Below are 16888 nucleotides of genomic sequence, written 5' to 3' on the forward strand. Positions count from 1 at the left end.
TGCGCTATCCCCAGACCAGGCTCCAGGTCCCGGCCAGCACGGCGGCGGCCACCGCCAGCGCCCCCACCCCGAGCCCGGCACCGATCACCAGCACGTCACGCCCCCCGAAGTCCGGGGTGCGCAGCCAGCTGCGCCGCCCGGCGCCGAAGCCCTTGGCTTCCATGGTGATGGCCAGTCGCCCGGCCCGTCGGATCGCCTGCACCAGCAGGGCCAGCACCTGCCCCAGGTTCGCGCGCAGGCGCTGGGCCGGGGACCCGAAGTTCCCCACCCCGCGCGCCCGGCGGGCCAGGGTCAGGGTGGTGAACTCCTCCACCAGCAGGCCCAGCAGCCGCATTCCGGCCAGCGCCCCGAGCACGAAGCGGTGCGGCACGCGCAGCTGCTGGGACAGGGCCGAGCCCAGGTCGGAGGGGTTGGTGGTGCTCAGCAGCAGCACCATCGGCACGGCCATCGCCATGGCGCGCATGCCGGTGGCGATGCCGCCGGCCAGGGAGCCCTCGGTGATGGTGAAGACCCCCAGGTCCAGCAGCAGCGCCCCGGAGTCCTCCCCGACCAGGCTGATCCCCCAGGCGGCGGTCAGCCCGGCCAGCAGCAGCGGCCAGGCGCGCAGCAGGAAACGTGGGATGCTCAGCCGCGCCAGCGGCAGCATCAGCAGGGTCGCGGTGATCACCACCAGGCCCGAGACCCAGTCAATGGTGGCCACCAGCGGGATGGTGGTGGCCACGATCGCCGCCAGCTTCGCCAGCGGGTTGCGCCGGGCCAGCCAGCTGTCGCCCACCGCGGATCCCAGCAGCGGGTCCGGTCCGGAGGCCTCGGCCCGCGGGGCGGGGGCCTGCAGCTCAAGTTCCCGGGCGCCCAACGCCCGGGCGAAGTGCCCGTCATGGGTCACCGCGATCACGGCGGTGCCCTGCTCGATCACCTCGATGAGCAGCTCGGCCACCTCCCGCCAGGTGTTCGCGTCCTGCCCGAAGGTCGGCTCATCCAGGATCAGCACGTCCGGGCTGGCGGCCAACACCGTGGCCACCGAGAGCCGGCGCTTCTCCCCGCCCGAGAGCGTGTACGGGTTCGCCTCGGCCAGGTGGTCCAACCGCAGCCGGGTCAGCAGCGCGGCGGTGCGTTCGGCGATCTGCTGTTCATCAAGCCCGGTGCCGTCCTGCCCATCCCGTTCCCCCTTCGCCCGGCGCGGCCCGTAGGCCAGCTCGTCGGCAACGCTCTGGGTGACAAACTGGTGTTCGGGTTCCTGGAAGACCGTGCCGATGCGGGCCACCAGCTGCCCGGCCCGCCAGAGGAACGGCTTGTCCCCCGCCTCACCGGCCAACAGTTCAGTGGCGTGCAGCCGGCCGCTGGCCGGCTGCAGCAGCCCGCCCAGGGTCAGCGCCAGGGTCGACTTGCCCACCCCGTTCGCGCCGCGGATCACCAGTGCGCCGCCGGCGGGCAGTTCCAGGTCCACCGCCGCGGTCAACGGGGCCTTCTTTGAACGCCTGGCCTGCAGCTCGCTGGCCCGCAGCAGTTCACCGCCCGGGCTGGTGCGTGGGGTACGGGTGTGCGGGACGTAGCCGGGCACCCAGATCCCGGCCTCGGCCAGCTCCCGGCGCAGCGGCTGGTCGCTCAACAGCGCCTGCGGGGCCACGTCATGGCTGATCCCGCCGCCGGGCTCCAGCACCAGCACCCGGTCCACGTGTTCCACCCAGGTATCCACCCGGTGCTCGACCACGATCAGGGTCGCTGCCGTGCGCGCGGCGGCGTTGAGCACCGCGTCGCGTACCCCCAACGCGCCCTCCGGGTCAATGTTGGCGGTGGGTTCATCCAGCAGCATCAGCCCCGGGCGCATGGCCAGGATCCCGGCCAGGGCCAGGCGCTGCTTCTGTCCCCCGGACAGCTGCTGGGTGGGGTGTTCCGGCGCCAGCTGGCCCAACCCGACCGCCTCCAGGGCCAGGGGAATGCGCCGGGAAATCTCCTGCGGGTCCACCCCGAGGTTTTCCGCCCCGAAGGCCACGTCGTCTTCCACCCGGGCCTGCACGATCTGGGTTTCCGGGTCCTGCTGCATCAGGCCCACACCCTGGCGCGGCCCGAACGCGTCCTGCTCCCCCACCAGCAGCTGCCCGGTGCACCCGGCCAGCTCGGAAACGTCCAGGACCCCGGCCATGGCGTGCAGCAGCGTGGATTTGCCCGCGCCGCTGGGTCCCAGCAGCAGCACCCGCTGCCCGGCCGGAACCTCCAGATCCAGGGCGTGCAGGGCCGGTTGCTGCCGGTCGGCGTGCTTCCAGCCGAACCCGCGCGCGCTCACGGACAGGGCACCGGATTCCAGCTGGGGCAGCGCGGCGTGGTTCGTGATGCCGGCGGTCATTGCTTCGCCCGCCCAAAGACCGGTTCACGGTTCGCCCTGCGGCTGGGCAGCGCGGAAAGCGCCCCGGTGGCCGCCAGCGCGCGGGTGGCGAAGTAGGACAGGATGCCGGCAATCACCAGGCCGGAGAGGCTCATCGCCGCCACGTGGAAAAGCTTCATGCCCGCGGTGTATTCCGCATAGTAGGCCATCAGGTAGGCCTCGCTTAGCGCACCGAACAGTCCGGCGCCCAGCCCCGCCAGCATCGCCACCCCAAGGCTCCACACCCGGTAGCGGAAGAGCGCGAACACCACCTCGGCGCCCAGCCCCTGGACAATGCCGGAAACCAGCACGGTGATGCCCCACTGCGAGCCCAGCAGCGCGGAGATCACCGCGGCCAGCAGTTCACAGTACAGGGCGGCGCCGGGCTTGCGGATGATCAGGGCCCCGAGCACTGCCGGGAAGAGCCACATCCCGGCCACGAAGGCGCTAGCCGGCGGGAAGGCCACAAAGGCCAGGGAAATGAAGCCGTAACCGGCGTTCCAGCCCCAGAACACCACGCCCGAAGCCACGGCGATCACCGAGGCGACGACGATGTCGGCGACCTTCCACGAGCTGCTGGCCCGCAACGGTGTTGTTGTCACTTGAATATCCTCCTGAATCAGGAGGGGAGCATGTATGCGAACCGGGGCGCGTCCCCGGGGGCATACCTGAGATTCTCGACTTCCTTCGCCGGTACTAGCCGGGGCAGGTTCGAGGGTCTGCGATCTATCGCACTCTCAGCGTCTTTTACCCTTACGCCTGCCGTGACGCGCCTGGCGGCACGGCAGCGGGCTGGTATGACGCTCCCCTGTCGGTTTATGTCTGCGTTGCCACCATACCCCAGGATGCCGGTCGGGCAGAACCCGCACCGGCGACCGGTTTGAGGCGGACGTCATATTGCTCTTGCTCCGGCCGCCAGGCGCCGCCTAGCGGGAGCGGGTGAGCACCGGTTCCCGGTGGGCCCGACGGCTGGGCAGGGAGGCCAAGGCACCGGTGTTGGCCAGCATGCGGGTGAGGAAGAACGAGCAGATCCCGGCGATCAGCAACCCGGAGACGCTCATCGCCGCCACATGGAACAGCTTCATCCCGGCGGTATAGTGCACGAAGTGGGCGGTGATGTAGGCACCGTTGAGGGCGCTGAGGAAGCCGGAGCAGAAACCGGCCAGCATGGCGGCGAACAGGTTCCACACCCGGTAACGCAAGAGCGCGAACACCAGCTCGGCGCCCAGCCCCTGCAGCAGCCCGGAGACCAGCACCGTCAGTCCCCAGTGGGTGCCCAGCAGGGCCTCGATGATGGCGGCCAGCAGTTCGCAGTACAGTGCCGCACCGGGCTTGCGAATGATCAACGCCCCGAGGACCGCGGGGAACAGCCACATGCCCGAGAGCAGCGCGCTGGCCGGCGGGAACGCGGCGAAGGCCAGCGTCACGAAACCGTAACTGGCGCTCCACGCCCAGAACACCACGCCCGAAGCCACGGCGATGACCGAGGCGATCACGATGTCCGCGACCTTCCATGAGGTGCCGCCGGTTCGCTTGGTTGTTGCCATTTTCTTCCATCCTCCTGGTTCAGGAGGGGAGCACATGCGGATGCGCAGGGAGCTGTCCCTGCCGCACATCTGAGATTCTCGACTTCCTTCGCCGGTACTAGCCGGAGCAGGTTCGAGGGTCTGCGATCTATCGCACTCTCAGCGTCTTCCACCGGTCCCCGGCCACCGGCGTTTGCTGCGCGGTGAGCCTCGGGGACGGTATGACGCTCCCCTGTCGTTTCTTGTCAGCAGATTGCCCCGGCGATCCGTGGATCACCCGATGCCATGTCTGCGATGCCACCATAGCTCAGGATATGCTTTCGATAGAAAGAGAAGTCCCCATGCGAACAGGAGCGCGAAGAATGAAACCAATGATGAAGCTGCTCGCCACCGGCATTTCCCTGGGAGCCGGGTTTGTCGGCAGCAAGCTGGTGGACCGCCTGTGGAAGGGATTCACCGGCAATGATGCCCCGCGCCACGGCCAGGAAGCCGAAGCCGAAGCCTCGATGCGCCAGGCCCTGGCGTTCGCCGTCTTCTCCTCCGTGGTGGCCGCAATCATCCAGGTCCTCACCGACCGCGGCACCCGCAAGGCGTTGGCCAAGCTGAACAAGTAGTTCCCCGGCGTTTGCGCCGTGGACAGGCAGGGCCTCGGAGCACCGTGATGCGGTGCTCCGAGGCCCTTGTTCGTGGTGCCGGCAGTGGCGCTAGTCCTTGTTCTGGCGGCTGGCGTTCTCCACCACGGTGCGCAGTTCATCGCTGTACAGCGTTTCGCGCTTCACGTGCTTGGTGCGGTACCCGGAACGGCCAATCATGTGCGCGGAGACCGGTGCGGTTAGCAGCTGCACGCCCCAGGCCAGGGCGAGCACCGGCACCACCTGCCAGGAGCGCAGGTGGATGGCCAGCCCGATGAACAGCAGCAGGAAGCCAAGCACCTGGGGCTTGGTGGCCGCATGCATCCGGGTGAGCAGGTCGGGGAAGGTCAACAGGCCTATGCCGGCGATCAATGACATCAGCGAGCCGACGATCATGCAGCCGGCGGCCACAATTTCCAGGAACTGATCCATCACGCATTCCTCTGGTCGGAAACGAACCGGGAGACGGTGACCGAGCTGATGAAGCCGATGGCGCAGGCGATCACCACGAACAGGATGTGGTTGGTGTGCCGGTTCAGGTACATTTCCAGGCACAGGGCGGCGGAGATGATCAGCAGCATCACATCCAGGGCCAGCACCCGGTCCAGGATGGAGGGTCCGCGGGCGACCCGGATCAGGCAGGCCACCGCACCCACCGAGAGCAGCACTCCGCTGATTCCCACGATGATGTAGCTCAACGCTTTGCCTCCTTGGCCTTCTGGCGGGCGCGCTGGGCGATGTCCTTGCGCACCTGCTTGACGTACTCGTACTCGTCGTGGCTGCCGATGGCCATGATCACCCGCCGTTCGATTTCATGGATCTTCGCCCGGGAGCGGGCGACCTTGATGGCGTTGGAGGCGTTGAGGTAATGCAGGTACAGGGTGGAGCTGCGACGGTCCACCTCCACCACGAACGATCCGGGGATCAGGGTCAGCACGTGCCCGACCGTGGTGACGATCAGGTCCGAGTCGGTGTGCAGGCGCACCGCAATGATGGAGCTGCGGGTCTTCTGGCGCCGGAAAAGCGCCAGGTAGGAAACCTCCAGGCTGGCCGCCACCACCTGCATGATGAACCAGCCCAGCAGCAGGAAGCAGTACCACGGGTTGATGCGCCCCGACAGGCGCACCGGGGGCAGCGGGAACAAGGCGACCAGCAGCAGGGACAGCAGCGCCCCCACGATTAGGGTTCCGGGGGTGAAGTCCTGCCACAGCGCGCCCCAGACCAGGGTCATGAACAGCAGCAGCGGCCACTCCTGGCGCAGTGTGGCGCGGTTGCGCTGGCCCGAGGCCTCATCCAGCGCGTCGGCGATGCGCTGGTCGCGTGGCTCGTCAATACGTTTTGGCATGTGTCCTTCCCCTTTAGCCTGGCGGCAGAACCGCGGTGATGTAGGGGGCCCGGCTCAGCAGCTCGGCGGCCACCCGCTGACAGAAGGCAAAGAGCGGTCCGGCGAACACGGTCAACGCCACCCCGGCAGCGACCAGGGCCCCGGTGGAGTAGCGCATCCCCCAGGGCAGGAACTTCGCCTCCATCTGCCGGGCGAGCCTGGCCCCCAGGATCGGCCCCTGATTGCCCGAGGACTGGATCAGTTCGGTCATCTCCTTGGACTGGTCCACCAGGGACGCCTGCGGGTCCTCCGCCTCGGCCGCCCGGCGCCAGAAGGCGCGGGCCCAGACGCGGATGATGGCCAGCAGGGTCAGCAGGCTGGTCAGCAGCCCGGCGGCGATCACCGCCCAGTTCAGTGCCCCGCCCTGTTCGGTCGCGGCGTGCAGCAGGCCGAACTTGCCCAGGAACCCTGAGAATGGCGGGATGCCGCCCAGGTTGATGGCCGGGATGAAGAACAGCACCGCCAATGCCGGGGAAAGGCGGGCCAGGGATCCCAGTTCGGTGATGTTCGCGGTGCCGGCTCGCCGTTCAATCAGCCCGGCGACCATGAACAGGGAGGTCTGCACGATGATGTGGTGGCCCACGTAGTAGATCGTGGCGGCAATCGCGGTTTCGGTGCCGACCGCGATCCCGAAGATCAGGTAGCCGATGTGGCTGGTCAGCGTGAAGGAGAGCATGCGCTTGAAGTCCGACTGGGCCAGCGCACCGAAGATGCCGATCACCATGGTCAGCGCCGAGACCACCAGCAGCACCGAGTTCACTTCCCCGCCCGGGAACAGCAGCGTCTCGGTGCGCACGATCGCGTACACGCCCACCTTGGTCAAGAGTCCGGCGAACACGGCGGTCACCGGGGCCGGGGCGGTCGGGTAGGAGTCCGGCAGCCACAGCGAGAGCGGGAACACGGCGGCCTTGATGCCAAAGGCGATCAGCAGGAAGCTGTGCAGGATCAGCTTTGTCCCCGAATCCAGGTCGGCCAGCTTCAGCGCCAGATCCCCCATGTTCACCGTGCCGGTAGCCGCATAGATCAACGCGATCGCGGTCAGGAACAGCACCGAGGAGACCACGGAGACCACCACATAGGTGATGCCCGAGCGGATCCGTTCGGCGGTGCCGCCCAGGGTGAGCAGCACATAGCTGGCGGTGAGGAAGATTTCGAAGCCCACGTAGAGGTTGAACAAGTCCGCGGCCATGAACGCGTTGGACACCCCGGCCAGCAGGATCAGGTAGGCAGGGTGGAAAATCGAGACCGGACCGTGCTCATCCCCGTCGGCCATCCCCTGACTGGTGGCGAACAGCAGCACCGCCAGGGACACCACGGTGGAGACCAGCAGCATGAACGCGCTGAATCCGTCCACCACCAGGGCTATGCCGGTGGGGGTGTCCCACCCGGCGATGGTGATCGCGTAGGTCTGCCCGTTCCAGGTGGCCGCCAGCATCCCGACCTCCAGCAGCAGCGTGGTGCACAACACCCCGATGGTGATGATCCGCTGCCAGCGCACCTTGCGCCGGGCCAGGAAGGTCGCGCCGGCGCCGAGGATCGGCAGGATGACCGCCAGCGGGGCCAGGGACATGAGCTGCTGCATCTATTCCTCCCCCTCGCGGATCGGTCGGCCTTCCTCATCGACGAATTCGGTGGTGTCTTCCTCCACGGGAGCGTCCTCTTCTTCGTCGTAGGCACTGGCCTGGGAGACGCGGATATCTTCTTCATCGTCCCGCACGGTATCGGCGTTGGTCAGCGACCAGGACCGGTAGATCAACGCGAGCAGGAACGCGGTCACCGCGAAGGTGATGACAATGGCGGTCAGGATCAGCGCCTGCGGCAGCGGATCCGAGTACTCATCGGCCGGCAGGTCGGGCTGGAACAGCGGGGCCTTGCCCATCCTCCCGCCGGCGGTGAGGATCAGCAGGTTCACCGCGTTGCCCAGCACTACGATGCCCAGCAGCACCCGGGTCAGGGTGCGTTCCAGTACCAGGTAGTAGCCCACCGCCAACAGCACGCCCGTGATGACCAGGAAGGTGATGTTCACACTCACCGGCCCACCCCCGTCTGGTAGCTGGCCACCACATCATGGCGGGCCACCGGGGAGCGGCCCTCGGAGAGCTGGTCGATTTCGCTGCCCAGGGATCGCAGCACGTCCTGCACCAGGCCGAGCACCACCAGATACACTCCAATGTCGAAGAAGGTTGAGGTCACGAACTTGTGTTCGCCAAATAGCGGAAGGCTGAACTGCCAGACGTAGGTGCTGAACACCGGGTCCCCCGCCAGCAGCGGAATGATGCCGGAGCAGGCCGCCACGGCCAGCCCGCCACCGATGAGGATGTTCGGGGAGACGCGCATCGATTCGGCCAGCTCCACCCGCCCGCCGGCCAGGTAGCGGATGGTCAGCGCCAGCCCGGCCAGCAGCCCGCCGGCGAAACCGCCGCCGGGGTTGTTGTGCCCGGTGATCAAGGTGAACACGCTCAACAGCAGGATCGAATGGAAGATCAGGCGGGTGACCACTTCAAAGACGATGGAGCGGCGTTCGGCGACCAGCGTGTGCCCGGCGATCAGCCAGTCCTCATTGTCCGAGGTGGCGAACTTGCGGGCCAGATCCAGGCGGGCCTGGCCGAATTCGCCGGTGGACATGGCCTCCGAACCGTGGTCGATGGAACCGCTTTCCACCTCGCGGGCACGCAGCCGGCGACGGGAGGGCACCGCCACGAAAATCAGTGAGGCCACCCCGGTGGCCGCGGCGGCCAGCACGGTGATTTCCCCGAAGGTATCCCACACGCGCAGGTCCACCAGGGTCACGTTGACAATGTTTGAGCCGTAGCCCTCGTGGTAGGCCAGGTCCGGGAAGGCCAGCGAGATCGGCGCCTCCTGGCGCGCTGCCATCATTCCGATGGCAACATATACGGTCATCAGCGCCAGGGCGGTGGCCAGGACGGCCCGTCCCAGCTTGATCCGGGAGATGCCCACCCACAGCCGCTTGGGCAGGGCGCGCAGGGCCAGCACGAACGCGACCAGCACAATGGTCTCCACCAGCAGCTGGGTCAGCGCCAGGTCCGGTGCGCCCTGCAGCGCGAAGATGGCGACCATGCCAAAACCGGTCACCGAGACCATCAGCACCGCCATGAAACGCTTCGAGGCGCGGATCGCCGCGATCGCCCCGACGATCATGATGGCGCCGATGACGATCTGGGCGGGATGGTCGGCAATCACCCACTGATCGGGCCAGGGGGTGGGCACGGTCAGGGCGATGCTCAGCGGAACCACCATCGCCACGGCCAGGATCACGCCCAGGTAGAAGGAGAGCGAACCACGCTGGGTCCGCCCGGTCACCCAGATCGCCAATTCGTCGGTCAGGTTCACGATGCCGCGGTAGGCTTCCTCCGCGGCCGGCAGCCGGCGGTGCAGCCGGGCCGAATAATCCGCCCGCGCCCGTCCCACGAACAGCAGCACACCGCCGAGCACGGCCAGGACGCTGAGACCCAGGGCCGGGGTGAAGCCGGCCCACAGGGCCAGGTGCACCTCGATCGGCTGCGGGTAGAGCCCGGCGGCGTGCTTCACCAGCGGCTCCACCAGGCCGGGCAGCACGCCCAGCACCACGGTTCCGGCGGTGAGCACCAGCAGCGGGGCCAGGAAGATCAGCGAGGGGCGCTTGCAGGCGGTGGGCTGCATGCCGCGCTTGCGTCCGAAGGCGCCAAGCACGAAGCGCAGCGAGTAGGCCACGGTCAGGCCCGTGCCGAGCACAATGCCGGCCACCGGGAGCCAGGCCAGCGGCCCGCCCTGCTGCAGCAGCGCGTCGAACACCGATTCCTTGGCCACGAACCCGTACAACGGCGGGATCCCGGCCATGGACGCGGCGGCCAGGGTGGCCACGGTGGCCAGCACCGGCATGCTGCGTCCCAGCCCGGAAAGCTTGCGGATGTCACGGGTTCCGGTGTTGTGGTCCACGATGCCCACGGCCAGGAACAAAGTGGCCTTGAACAGCCCGTGCGCCAGGGTCAGGGCCAGCGCGGCAAAGGCGGCATCGGCGTTGCCCAGCCCGAAGATGGAAATGATGAACCCGAGCTGGGAGACGGTGCCGAAGGCCAGGATCAGTTTCAAGTCGTATTGCTTCAGCGCCCGGTAGCCGCCGATGATCATGGTCAGGATGCCGATGCCCACGGCCAGCGGCCCCCAGAACATCGTCTCGGAAAAGCCCGGGGCCAGGCGGGCCACCAGGTAGACACCGGCCTTGACCATGGCCGCAGCGTGCAGGTAGGCGGAGACCGGGGTGGGGGCGGCCATCGCGCCGGGCAGCCAGAAGTGGAAGGGCACCAGCGCCGACTTGGACAGCGCGCCGAGCAGCACCAGGGCGACGGCCACGTCGATGTGTCCGCCCATGGCGCTCAGCTGCGGGGCCGCCGCCACAATGTCTGAAAGCCGGTAGCTGCCGGTGGAGGTCCCCAGGATCAGCAGACCGCCGAGCATGGCCAGCCCGCCGAAGGTGGTGACGATCAGGGCATTCATGGCCGAGCGGCGAGCGGTGATCAGCGCCTGGCTGAAGCCGATCAGCAGGTAGGAAAGCACCGAGGTGATTTCCCAGAAGATGAACATGATGATCACGTCATCGGCGGTGACCAGCCCGGTCATGGCCCCGGCGAAGGCGACCAGCTTGGCCGCGAACGGGCCCACGCCCATGTCGTCGTTCTTGAAGTAGCGGGCACAGTAGACCAGCACCAGGGCGCCGACCCCGAGGATCAGCAGCAACAGCACCGCGGCCAGCGTGTCCAGGCGGAAGTCCAGGTTTACCAGGAACTCGGGGATCCAGGGGATCTGGATTGAGGGCGGGGCGTTCGGCAGCCCGTTGGCCAGGCTGGGATCGGAGGCCAGCACCTGCGGGAATCGGGTGAGCAGCCAGATGAATCCCATTGCGGGAACTACGGCGACAGTATAGAACCCATTGCGTCGGAAAATCCGAAAAATCAAAGGGCAGAGCGCAGCAGTTGCGAAAAGCGCAATGAGAATAATTAACACACGTCTCCTCTGTCGACTTGTATGGGGCAGAGTCCGACGATTTACACGGCCGGTCTGTTCATTTTATCAGTGCAAAGCCGCTTTCTACCGTCCGGTAGATCACCTTGCTCGCTCCTGACCACAGAAAATTCGGGAGTGAACGCTTGGACCCAGATTTCTCCCGTTGCCTCGAATTCATGTTCTGATCACCATTAACCGGATACGATGCGAGCATGGAAAGCAACGTGGCGCGGGATCTTGCCCGACCAAAAAACTCGTGGCTTAATACTGCGACTCTGGCCTGGGCCAGCTGGGACTGGGGCCAGGCCGCCATCAACGCCGTGATGACCACCTTTGTCTTCACCGTCTACCTCACCAGTGAGCTGTTCGGATCCACCGATCACGCCTCGGTGGTGCTGGGCCAGGCGCTGACCGTGGCCGGGGTGGCCATCGTCCTGCTGGTGCCGGTAACCGGGATGCGTTCGGACGCGGCCGGGCGGCGCAAGTTGTGGCTGACGGTGAACTCGCTGGTCGTGGTGGCGCTGACCGCCGCCTGCGTGTTTGTTGCCCCGGACCCGAAGTACCTGTGGTTGGGAGCCTCGCTGATCGCCGCGGCCTCGGTGTTCTCCGAGTTCGCCTCGGTGAACTACAACGCGGTGCTCACCCAGATCTCCACCCCGGCCACGATCGGCAAGGTCTCCGGTTTCGGCTGGGGCATGGGCTATGTGGGCGGGATCCTGGCCTTGGCCCTGGTCCTGTTCGGCTTCGTGGACCCGTTGTTCGAATGGCCCGGTGCGAACACCGAGGATTCGTGGAACCTGCGCTGGGTGGCGATCTTCAGTGCCCTGTGGTTCCTGGTCTTCGCGCTGCCGGTCTTCTTCCGCATTCCCGAGTCCCCCGCCAGCCAGTCCGCGCGCATCCCCCTGGCCAGCTCCTACAAGGTGCTCTTCGGGCGGATCGCCCAGCTGTGGCGGGAGGACCGCAACGCGGTCTTCTTCCTGGGCTCCTCGGCGATCTTCCGTGACGGGCTGGCCGCCATCTTCACCTTTGGCGGGGTGATTGCCGCCGGGACCTTCGGGTTCGCCCTGAACGAGGTGATCATCTTCGCGATTGCCGGGAACGTGGTGGCGGCCCTCGGTGCGCTGGCCGGCGGGTGGCTGGATGACGTGATTGGACCCAAACGGGTCATCCTGGGTTCGCTGGTCGGACTGCTGGTGGCCGGGCTGGGCGTGTTCTTCTCCCCCGAGGCCAGCGGCTTCTGGTTGTTCGGGCTGCTGTTGTGCCTGTTTGTTGGTCCCGCGCAGTCCGCGTCCCGCTCGCTGCTGGCGCGCATGGCCCCGGCGGGCCGCGAAGGGGAAATGTTCGGGCTCTACGCCACCACCGGTCGGGTGGTCAGTTTCCTGGCCCCGGCCCTGTTCACCACCTCGATCGCGCTGGCCACTCCCCTGGTGGAGCCCGGGGCGGCGCAGCGCTACGGGATCCTGGGCATCCTGCTGGTGCTGCTGATCGGGTTGCTGTTGCTGCTGCCGATCAAGACCCCGCGCACCCGATTGGAAGACTAGCCCGCCTCCGGGCGCACGGGCCCGGCGCGGGCAGAATTAGTTTTCCAGGAGGCTGCGATGGAAATTCAGGTGGCTGCGTGAGGCCGTTGGCCCGCGCTGCCCCTGATAGCGGTTGCCGTAGGGGCCAGAACCGTAGGGGTGTTCGGCCGGCGAGGTGAGCTGGAAGAAGCACAGCTGGCCGATCTTCGACCCGGGCCAAAGCTTGATCGGCAGGGTGGCCATATTGGACAGTTCCAGGGTGACGTGGCCGGAGAAGCCGGGATCGATGAACCCGGCAGTGGAGTGGGTGAGCAGCCCCAGGCGGCCCAGTGAACTCTTGCCCTCCAGGCGGGCGGCGATGCCGTTGCCCAGGGTGACCTTCTCGTACGTCGCGCCCAACACAAATTCCCCCGGGTGCAGCACGAACGGCTCATCCGGGTCGACTTCCACCAGCCGGGTCAGTTCCGGCTGGTCGGTGGCCGGATCGATGTGGGCGTACTTGTGGTTGTCGAACAACCGGAAGAAGCGGTCCAGCCGCACATCCACCGAGGCCGGTTGCACCATTTCCTCGGAGTACGGTTCCAGGGCGATCTGCCCGCTGTCTATTGACCGACGAATGTCACCATCTGAATACAACACGCCTATAAATTTATCCTGCTGGCGCCCCCGACGGTAACCCGCGGCCGAATGTGGCGCAAATGGGGCGATTGAATCGGCGCAATCCCACATGGCTGCGGGCCACCTTCAGGCACTATCCTTGAAGTGTTGTCGTGCCAAAACCCAAAGGATGGTGTCTTACCAACAATGCGCTCCGTTACCCGGGCAGCCAGTGCCGCGCTGGTCTCACTGCTGTTGGCGGCAGGCGGCCTTTCCGCCGCGAACGCCGCCCCCGCCGATGAGGTGCCCGAGGTCAGTGCCGAGGAGCTGTCCGACAGCAGCAGCCTGTTGGCCTTGATCAACCCCAGCATCAAGCTGCCCGAGGAGGACTACCACCCCAAGGGGCTGCGCAACGTCGCCGGTTCGGGTGATCAGTTGCGCGACGAGGCGGCCGACGCGGTGGAGGATCTGGTGGCCGATGCCCGCAAGGCCGGGCACCCGCTGAAGGTCATCAGCGCCTTCCGTTCCTATGAACGCCAGCAGGTGCTGTTCAACCAGTACCAGACGAAGTTCGGCACCGAGTATGCCGAGCGGATTTCGGCCCGCCCGGGAACCAGCGAACACCAGCTGGGTCTGGCCGCCGATGTTGGCTACAGCGGCAGCAAATGCGAACTGCACGCCTGCTTTGGCCAAACTCCGGCCGGCAAGTGGATTGCCGAGCACGCCGTGGACTACGGGCTGATTGTCCGGTACCCGGAAGGCGAGGAGAAAACCACCGGCTACCGTTACGAGCCGTGGCACCTGCGCTACATCGGCACCGAGCATGCCCAGGCAATGAAGAAGCTGGACATGGACACGTTCGAAGAGTACTTCCAGCTGCTGGTGGAGAACACCGAGCAGGGCGACCAGGCCGCACAGGAGTCGGCCCCATCCTCCCCCGCCCCGAGCGACAAGGAAGATGATGCGGCATCGCAAGAGGCCAGTGAACCGAGCCCCACGCCGACCTCCCTACGGGAGCCCGAGGACCTGATGGTGCTGCGATTCCTGCCGCCCTTCAGGGATTGGGCATTCGGGCTGGGCCAGTAGCTCCTGCCGGCCCTCCCCCAGAACTGCACGAAGGCCGCCCCACTGGGGCGGCCTTCGTTGTTGGTACCGGTAGGCGGTGCGACGTCGGTTAGTTCGCGCGCACCGGGATGCCGGTGAAGGTCGGCTTGGAGGTGGCTTCGAAGAAGTCGTTGCCCTTGTCATCCACGACGATGAATGCCGGGAAATCCTCCACCTCGATCTTCCACACTGCCTCCATGCCCAGCTCCTCGTATTCCAGGACCTCGACGTTCTTGATGCAGTCCTGGGCCAGGCGGGCAGCCGGACCGCCGATGGAACCCAGGTAGAAGCCGCCGTGGCTGTTGCACGCGTCGGTGACCTGCTTGGAGCGGTTGCCCTTGGCCAGCATCACCTTCGAGCCGCCGGCCGCCTGGAACTGCTCCACGTAGGAGTCCATGCGCCCTGCGGTGGTCGGTCCGAAGGACCCGGACGCCATGCCGTCCGGGGTCTTGGCCGGGCCGGCGTAGTAGACCGGGTGGTCCTTGAGGTACTGCGGCATTTGCTCGCCGGCGTCCAGCCGTTCCTTGATCTTGGCGTGGGCGATATCGCGGGCCACGACCAGCGGACCGGTCAGCGAGAGCCGGGTCTTGACCGGGAACTTGCTCAGCCCGGCCAGGATCTCATCCATCGGCTTGTTCAGGTCCACCTTCACCACGGAGCTGCCGCCGGTGCCGGTCACCCCGTCGGTGGCCTCCCCGTGTTCGGCCACGGCCGGGTGGGACTCGTCGGGCATGAAGCGGGCCGGGTCGGTTTCCAGCTGTTCAACGAAGACGCCTTCTTCGGTGATCTTCGCCAGCATCTGCCGGTCGGCGGAGCAGGAGACCGCGATGGCCACCGGCATCGAGGCGCCGTGGCGCGGCAGGCGCACCACGCGCACGTCATGGCAGAAGTACTTGCCGCCGAACTGCGCACCGATGCCGAAGTTGCGGGTCAGCTCCAGGACCTTGTCCTCCAGGTCGGTGTCGCGGAATCCGCGCCCGGTCATGGCGCCCTCGGTGGGCAGCGTGTCCAGGTACTTCGCCGAGCCGTACTTCGCGGTCTTCAAGGCCATCTCGGCGCTGGTGCCGCCGATGACGATGGACAGGTGGTAGGGCGGGCAGGCGGCGGTGCCCAGGGAGCGCAGCTTCTCATCGAGGAAGCGCAGCATCGAGTTCTCGTTCAGGATCGCCTTGGTCTCCTGGTAGAGGAAGGACTTGTTGGCGCTGCCGCCGCCCTTGGCCATGAACAGGAACTTGTATTCGGTATCCGCCCCGGGCTTGGTGTTGGCGTACAGGTCGATCTGCGCCGGCAGGTTGTTGCCGGTCTGCTTTTCTTCCCAGGTGGTCAACGGAGCCAGCTGCGAGTAGCGCAGGTTCAGCTTGGTGTAGGCGTTGTAGATGCCGCGTGAAAGCGAAATTTCGTCCTGCTCCTCGGAGAGCACCCGCTGTCCTCGCTTGCCCATCACAATCGCGGTGCCAGTGTCCTGGCACATCGGCAGGATGCCGCCAGCGGCGATGTTCGCGTTCTTCAGCAGGTCCAGGGCCACGAACTTGTCGTTCGGGCTGGCTTCCTCATCGTCGAGGATGTTGCGCAGCTGCTGCAGGTGGGCCGGACGCAGGTAGTGGGAGATGTCGCGCAGGGCGGTTTCGGCCAGCAATTCCAGGGCCTGCGGGGAAACCTGCAGGAACTTCTTGCCATCTGGACCGGTGGCGACATTGACACCGTCCGAGGAAATCTTGCGGTAGGGGGTGTTGTCCTCGCCGATGGGCAGAAGATCTTCATAACGGAATTCAGGCATGCTCAGTCCTTGCATCTTTTGTGGGTTGCTCGAGAGCCATTTTAGGCTCTCGGCCGCAAAATGCGGATTTGGTGTTTGCGCGGGTGGGCCAAGGGCGACATGCTTGAGGGCATGAGCAACGAAAACCCAGAGGCAACCTCCCAGTCCGGGCAGCCCGAACAGCTGCCGGACATGATCATCGAAACCCCGATGGACCAGGAGCGGGCCCGGCCCAAAACCCACTTCGAGAACATGATCGCCGCGGGCCTGAACAAGCCCGAGCTCTCCGGCTCAGTGGTGGGCGCCTTCATGGCCGCCGAGGTGTATTTCCTTTCCCGCGAGGAAGTCACCGGCGAAAACCCCAACGCGCAGCCCATGTTGCTGACCAATCCCGCCGGGGCGCCGATGGTCGCGGTGTTCAGTTCACTGGAGCGCATCCCGGGCGCCTACATTGACCAGGCACCCTACGGTGTGAAGGTGCAGGGGGCCACCATTGTGCGCGCCCTGGAGGGCACCGGGATTGTCATCAATCCCGGTGACGATCTCAGTTTTGAGATTCCGGCCGAAGGTGTGACGGTGTTGCGTCAGGAACTGGGCAAGGGCCGAGGCAGCCACTAGCCGTCGCGCGCCGCCGGCACCCGCGCCGGGATGTAATCATGGTCACACCCCGGACAAGCGGTTGGCCGCGGATTTCCGCGGTTCGAGCGCCGCACCTGTGGCCATTGGCGCATGCCACAGGTCATCTTGACGTCATTGGCTTGAAAACCAGGGCGCTGATTGCGCTATGCTGGGATACGCCCGGGCCGCCAATAGGCCGCTCGGAGCTTTGCGGGCGTAGCTCAATGGTAGAGCGCTAGCTTCCCAAGCTCGATACGCGGGTTCGATTCCCGTCGCCCGCTCGCAAGACCAAACGCCGGGACCCAGCAGGGTCCCGGCGTTTGGCGTCTGGGCACCCACCAGGGCGCCGGCCCGCTGGCGCGGGATCGACTCCCAGCCGCCGTCCCAG

General features: G+C 66.6%; 15 protein-coding genes, 1 tRNA gene and 2 riboswitches. Of the genes, 5 read left to right on the forward strand and 11 right to left on the reverse strand.

All coding sequences use genetic code 11. The annotated features are described in order from the left end of the window. Positions 1–4: 4 nt before the first annotated feature. From AC6I21_RS11855 to AC6I21_RS11865, 3 genes are all read right to left on the reverse strand, one after another. Positions 5–2344 carry an ATP-binding cassette domain-containing protein gene (locus tag AC6I21_RS11855; protein WP_497762440.1) on the reverse strand — a complete coding sequence of 780 codons (2340 nt, stop codon included), beginning with the start codon at positions 2342–2344 and terminating at the stop codon, positions 5–7. Further along, positions 2341–2964 carry an ECF transporter S component gene (locus AC6I21_RS11860; RefSeq protein ID WP_138176746.1) on the reverse strand — a complete coding sequence of 208 codons (624 nt, stop codon included), beginning with the start codon at positions 2962–2964 and terminating at the stop codon, positions 2341–2343. The genes AC6I21_RS11855 and AC6I21_RS11860 overlap by 4 nt, the downstream gene beginning before the upstream one ends. A gap of 63 nt (positions 2965–3027) precedes the next feature. Next, positions 3028–3182, reverse strand: a riboswitch (TPP riboswitch). Positions 3183–3288: 106 nt separating this feature from the next. Beyond that, the gene (locus AC6I21_RS11865) at positions 3289–3909 is read right to left on the reverse strand and encodes an ECF transporter S component (RefSeq protein WP_497762441.1); all 621 of its coding nucleotides are present in this window, start codon (positions 3907–3909) and stop codon (positions 3289–3291) included. A 66-nt stretch (positions 3910–3975) separates the two neighbouring features. After that, positions 3976–4132, reverse strand: a riboswitch (TPP riboswitch). 127 nt (positions 4133–4259) lie between these two features. On the opposite strand from AC6I21_RS11865, the gene AC6I21_RS11870 reads away from it, so the two are divergent. Further along, positions 4260–4502, forward strand: a complete 243-nt coding sequence (locus AC6I21_RS11870; protein WP_349291713.1) for a DUF4235 domain-containing protein — start codon at positions 4260–4262, stop codon at positions 4500–4502. Positions 4503–4592: 90 nt separating this feature from the next. Here AC6I21_RS11870 and mnhG read toward each other — a convergent pair whose 3' ends face one another. The 6 genes from mnhG to AC6I21_RS11900 are packed head-to-tail and all read right to left on the reverse strand — an operon-like array spanning position 4593 to position 10905. Then, on the reverse strand, positions 4593–4952 hold the full coding sequence (gene mnhG / locus AC6I21_RS11875) for a monovalent cation/H(+) antiporter subunit G (RefSeq protein ID WP_054821139.1): 360 nt from the start codon (positions 4950–4952) through the stop codon (positions 4593–4595). Next, positions 4952–5218 carry an MrpF/PhaF family protein gene (locus tag AC6I21_RS11880; RefSeq protein WP_138176739.1) on the reverse strand — a complete coding sequence of 89 codons (267 nt, stop codon included), beginning with the start codon at positions 5216–5218 and terminating at the stop codon, positions 4952–4954. The genes mnhG and AC6I21_RS11880 overlap by 1 nt, the downstream gene beginning before the upstream one ends. Next, on the reverse strand, positions 5215–5865 hold the full coding sequence (locus tag AC6I21_RS11885) for a Na+/H+ antiporter subunit E (RefSeq protein ID WP_138176736.1): 651 nt from the start codon (positions 5863–5865) through the stop codon (positions 5215–5217). The genes AC6I21_RS11880 and AC6I21_RS11885 overlap by 4 nt, the downstream gene beginning before the upstream one ends. A 13-nt stretch (positions 5866–5878) precedes the next feature. Next, positions 5879–7486 (reverse strand): Na+/H+ antiporter subunit D, encoded by a 1608-nt coding sequence (locus AC6I21_RS11890; RefSeq protein WP_138176732.1) that lies wholly within the window; start codon positions 7484–7486, stop codon positions 5879–5881. Beyond that, on the reverse strand, positions 7487–7936 hold the full coding sequence (locus AC6I21_RS11895) for a Na(+)/H(+) antiporter subunit C (protein ID WP_054821137.1): 450 nt from the start codon (positions 7934–7936) through the stop codon (positions 7487–7489). Beyond that, a complete protein-coding gene (locus AC6I21_RS11900; protein WP_497762442.1) occupies positions 7933–10905 on the reverse strand; it encodes a Na+/H+ antiporter subunit A in 2973 nt (990 codons plus the stop codon). The genes AC6I21_RS11895 and AC6I21_RS11900 overlap by 4 nt, the downstream gene beginning before the upstream one ends. 212 nt (positions 10906–11117) lie before the next feature. Here AC6I21_RS11900 and AC6I21_RS11905 point away from each other — a divergent pair, with 212 nt between their 5' ends. Beyond that, positions 11118–12446, forward strand: coding sequence for an MFS transporter (locus tag AC6I21_RS11905; protein ID WP_138176726.1), 1329 nt, complete (start codon positions 11118–11120; stop codon positions 12444–12446). 36 nt (positions 12447–12482) lie between these two features. Here AC6I21_RS11905 and dcd read toward each other — a convergent pair whose 3' ends face one another. Next, on the reverse strand, positions 12483–13064 hold the full coding sequence (gene dcd / locus AC6I21_RS11910) for a dCTP deaminase (RefSeq protein ID WP_138176723.1): 582 nt from the start codon (positions 13062–13064) through the stop codon (positions 12483–12485). A gap of 165 nt (positions 13065–13229) precedes the next feature. On the opposite strand from dcd, the gene AC6I21_RS11915 reads away from it, so the two are divergent. Beyond that, positions 13230–14108: a M15 family metallopeptidase gene (locus AC6I21_RS11915; protein WP_497762443.1), complete on the forward strand. Its 879-nt coding sequence runs from the start codon at positions 13230–13232 to the stop codon at positions 14106–14108. 88 nt (positions 14109–14196) lie between these two features. Here the strand turns inward: AC6I21_RS11915 and AC6I21_RS11920 are convergent, their stop codons facing one another. Further along, positions 14197–15903 carry a fumarate hydratase gene (locus AC6I21_RS11920; protein WP_138176715.1) on the reverse strand — a complete coding sequence of 569 codons (1707 nt, stop codon included), beginning with the start codon at positions 15901–15903 and terminating at the stop codon, positions 14197–14199. A gap of 111 nt (positions 15904–16014) precedes the next feature. Here AC6I21_RS11920 and AC6I21_RS11925 point away from each other — a divergent pair, with 111 nt between their 5' ends. Then, positions 16015–16500, forward strand: coding sequence for an SseB family protein (locus AC6I21_RS11925; protein ID WP_497762444.1), 486 nt, complete (start codon positions 16015–16017; stop codon positions 16498–16500). A gap of 210 nt (positions 16501–16710) precedes the next feature. Beyond that, a tRNA-Gly gene (locus tag AC6I21_RS11930) sits at positions 16711–16781 on the forward strand. Positions 16782–16888 lie beyond the last annotated feature (107 nt).

This window comes from Glutamicibacter sp. St.4D3 (assembly GCF_059728615.1).

Bases quoted from the DNA above. Each gene is read 5' to 3' on its own strand.
- AC6I21_RS11855 (WP_497762440.1), bottom strand. From the start codon at position 2,344: ATGACCGCCGGCATCACGAACCACGCCGCGCTGCCCCAGCTGGAATCC.
- AC6I21_RS11865 (WP_497762441.1), bottom strand. From the start codon at position 3,909: ATGGCAACAACCAAGCGAACCGGCGGCACCTCATGGAAGGTCGCGGAC.
- AC6I21_RS11870 (WP_349291713.1), top strand. From the start codon at position 4,260: ATGATGAAGCTGCTCGCCACCGGCATTTCCCTGGGAGCCGGGTTTGTC.
- mnhG (WP_054821139.1), bottom strand. From the start codon at position 4,952: ATGGATCAGTTCCTGGAAATTGTGGCCGCCGGCTGCATGATCGTCGGC.
- AC6I21_RS11885 (WP_138176736.1), bottom strand. From the start codon at position 5,865: ATGCCAAAACGTATTGACGAGCCACGCGACCAGCGCATCGCCGACGCG.
- AC6I21_RS11890 (WP_138176732.1), bottom strand. From the start codon at position 7,486: ATGCAGCAGCTCATGTCCCTGGCCCCGCTGGCGGTCATCCTGCCGATC.
- AC6I21_RS11905 (WP_138176726.1), top strand. From the start codon at position 11,118: ATGGAAAGCAACGTGGCGCGGGATCTTGCCCGACCAAAAAACTCGTGG.
- AC6I21_RS11915 (WP_497762443.1), top strand. From the start codon at position 13,230: ATGCGCTCCGTTACCCGGGCAGCCAGTGCCGCGCTGGTCTCACTGCTG.
- AC6I21_RS11920 (WP_138176715.1), bottom strand. From the start codon at position 15,903: ATGCCTGAATTCCGTTATGAAGATCTTCTGCCCATCGGCGAGGACAAC.
- AC6I21_RS11925 (WP_497762444.1), top strand. From the start codon at position 16,015: ATGAGCAACGAAAACCCAGAGGCAACCTCCCAGTCCGGGCAGCCCGAA.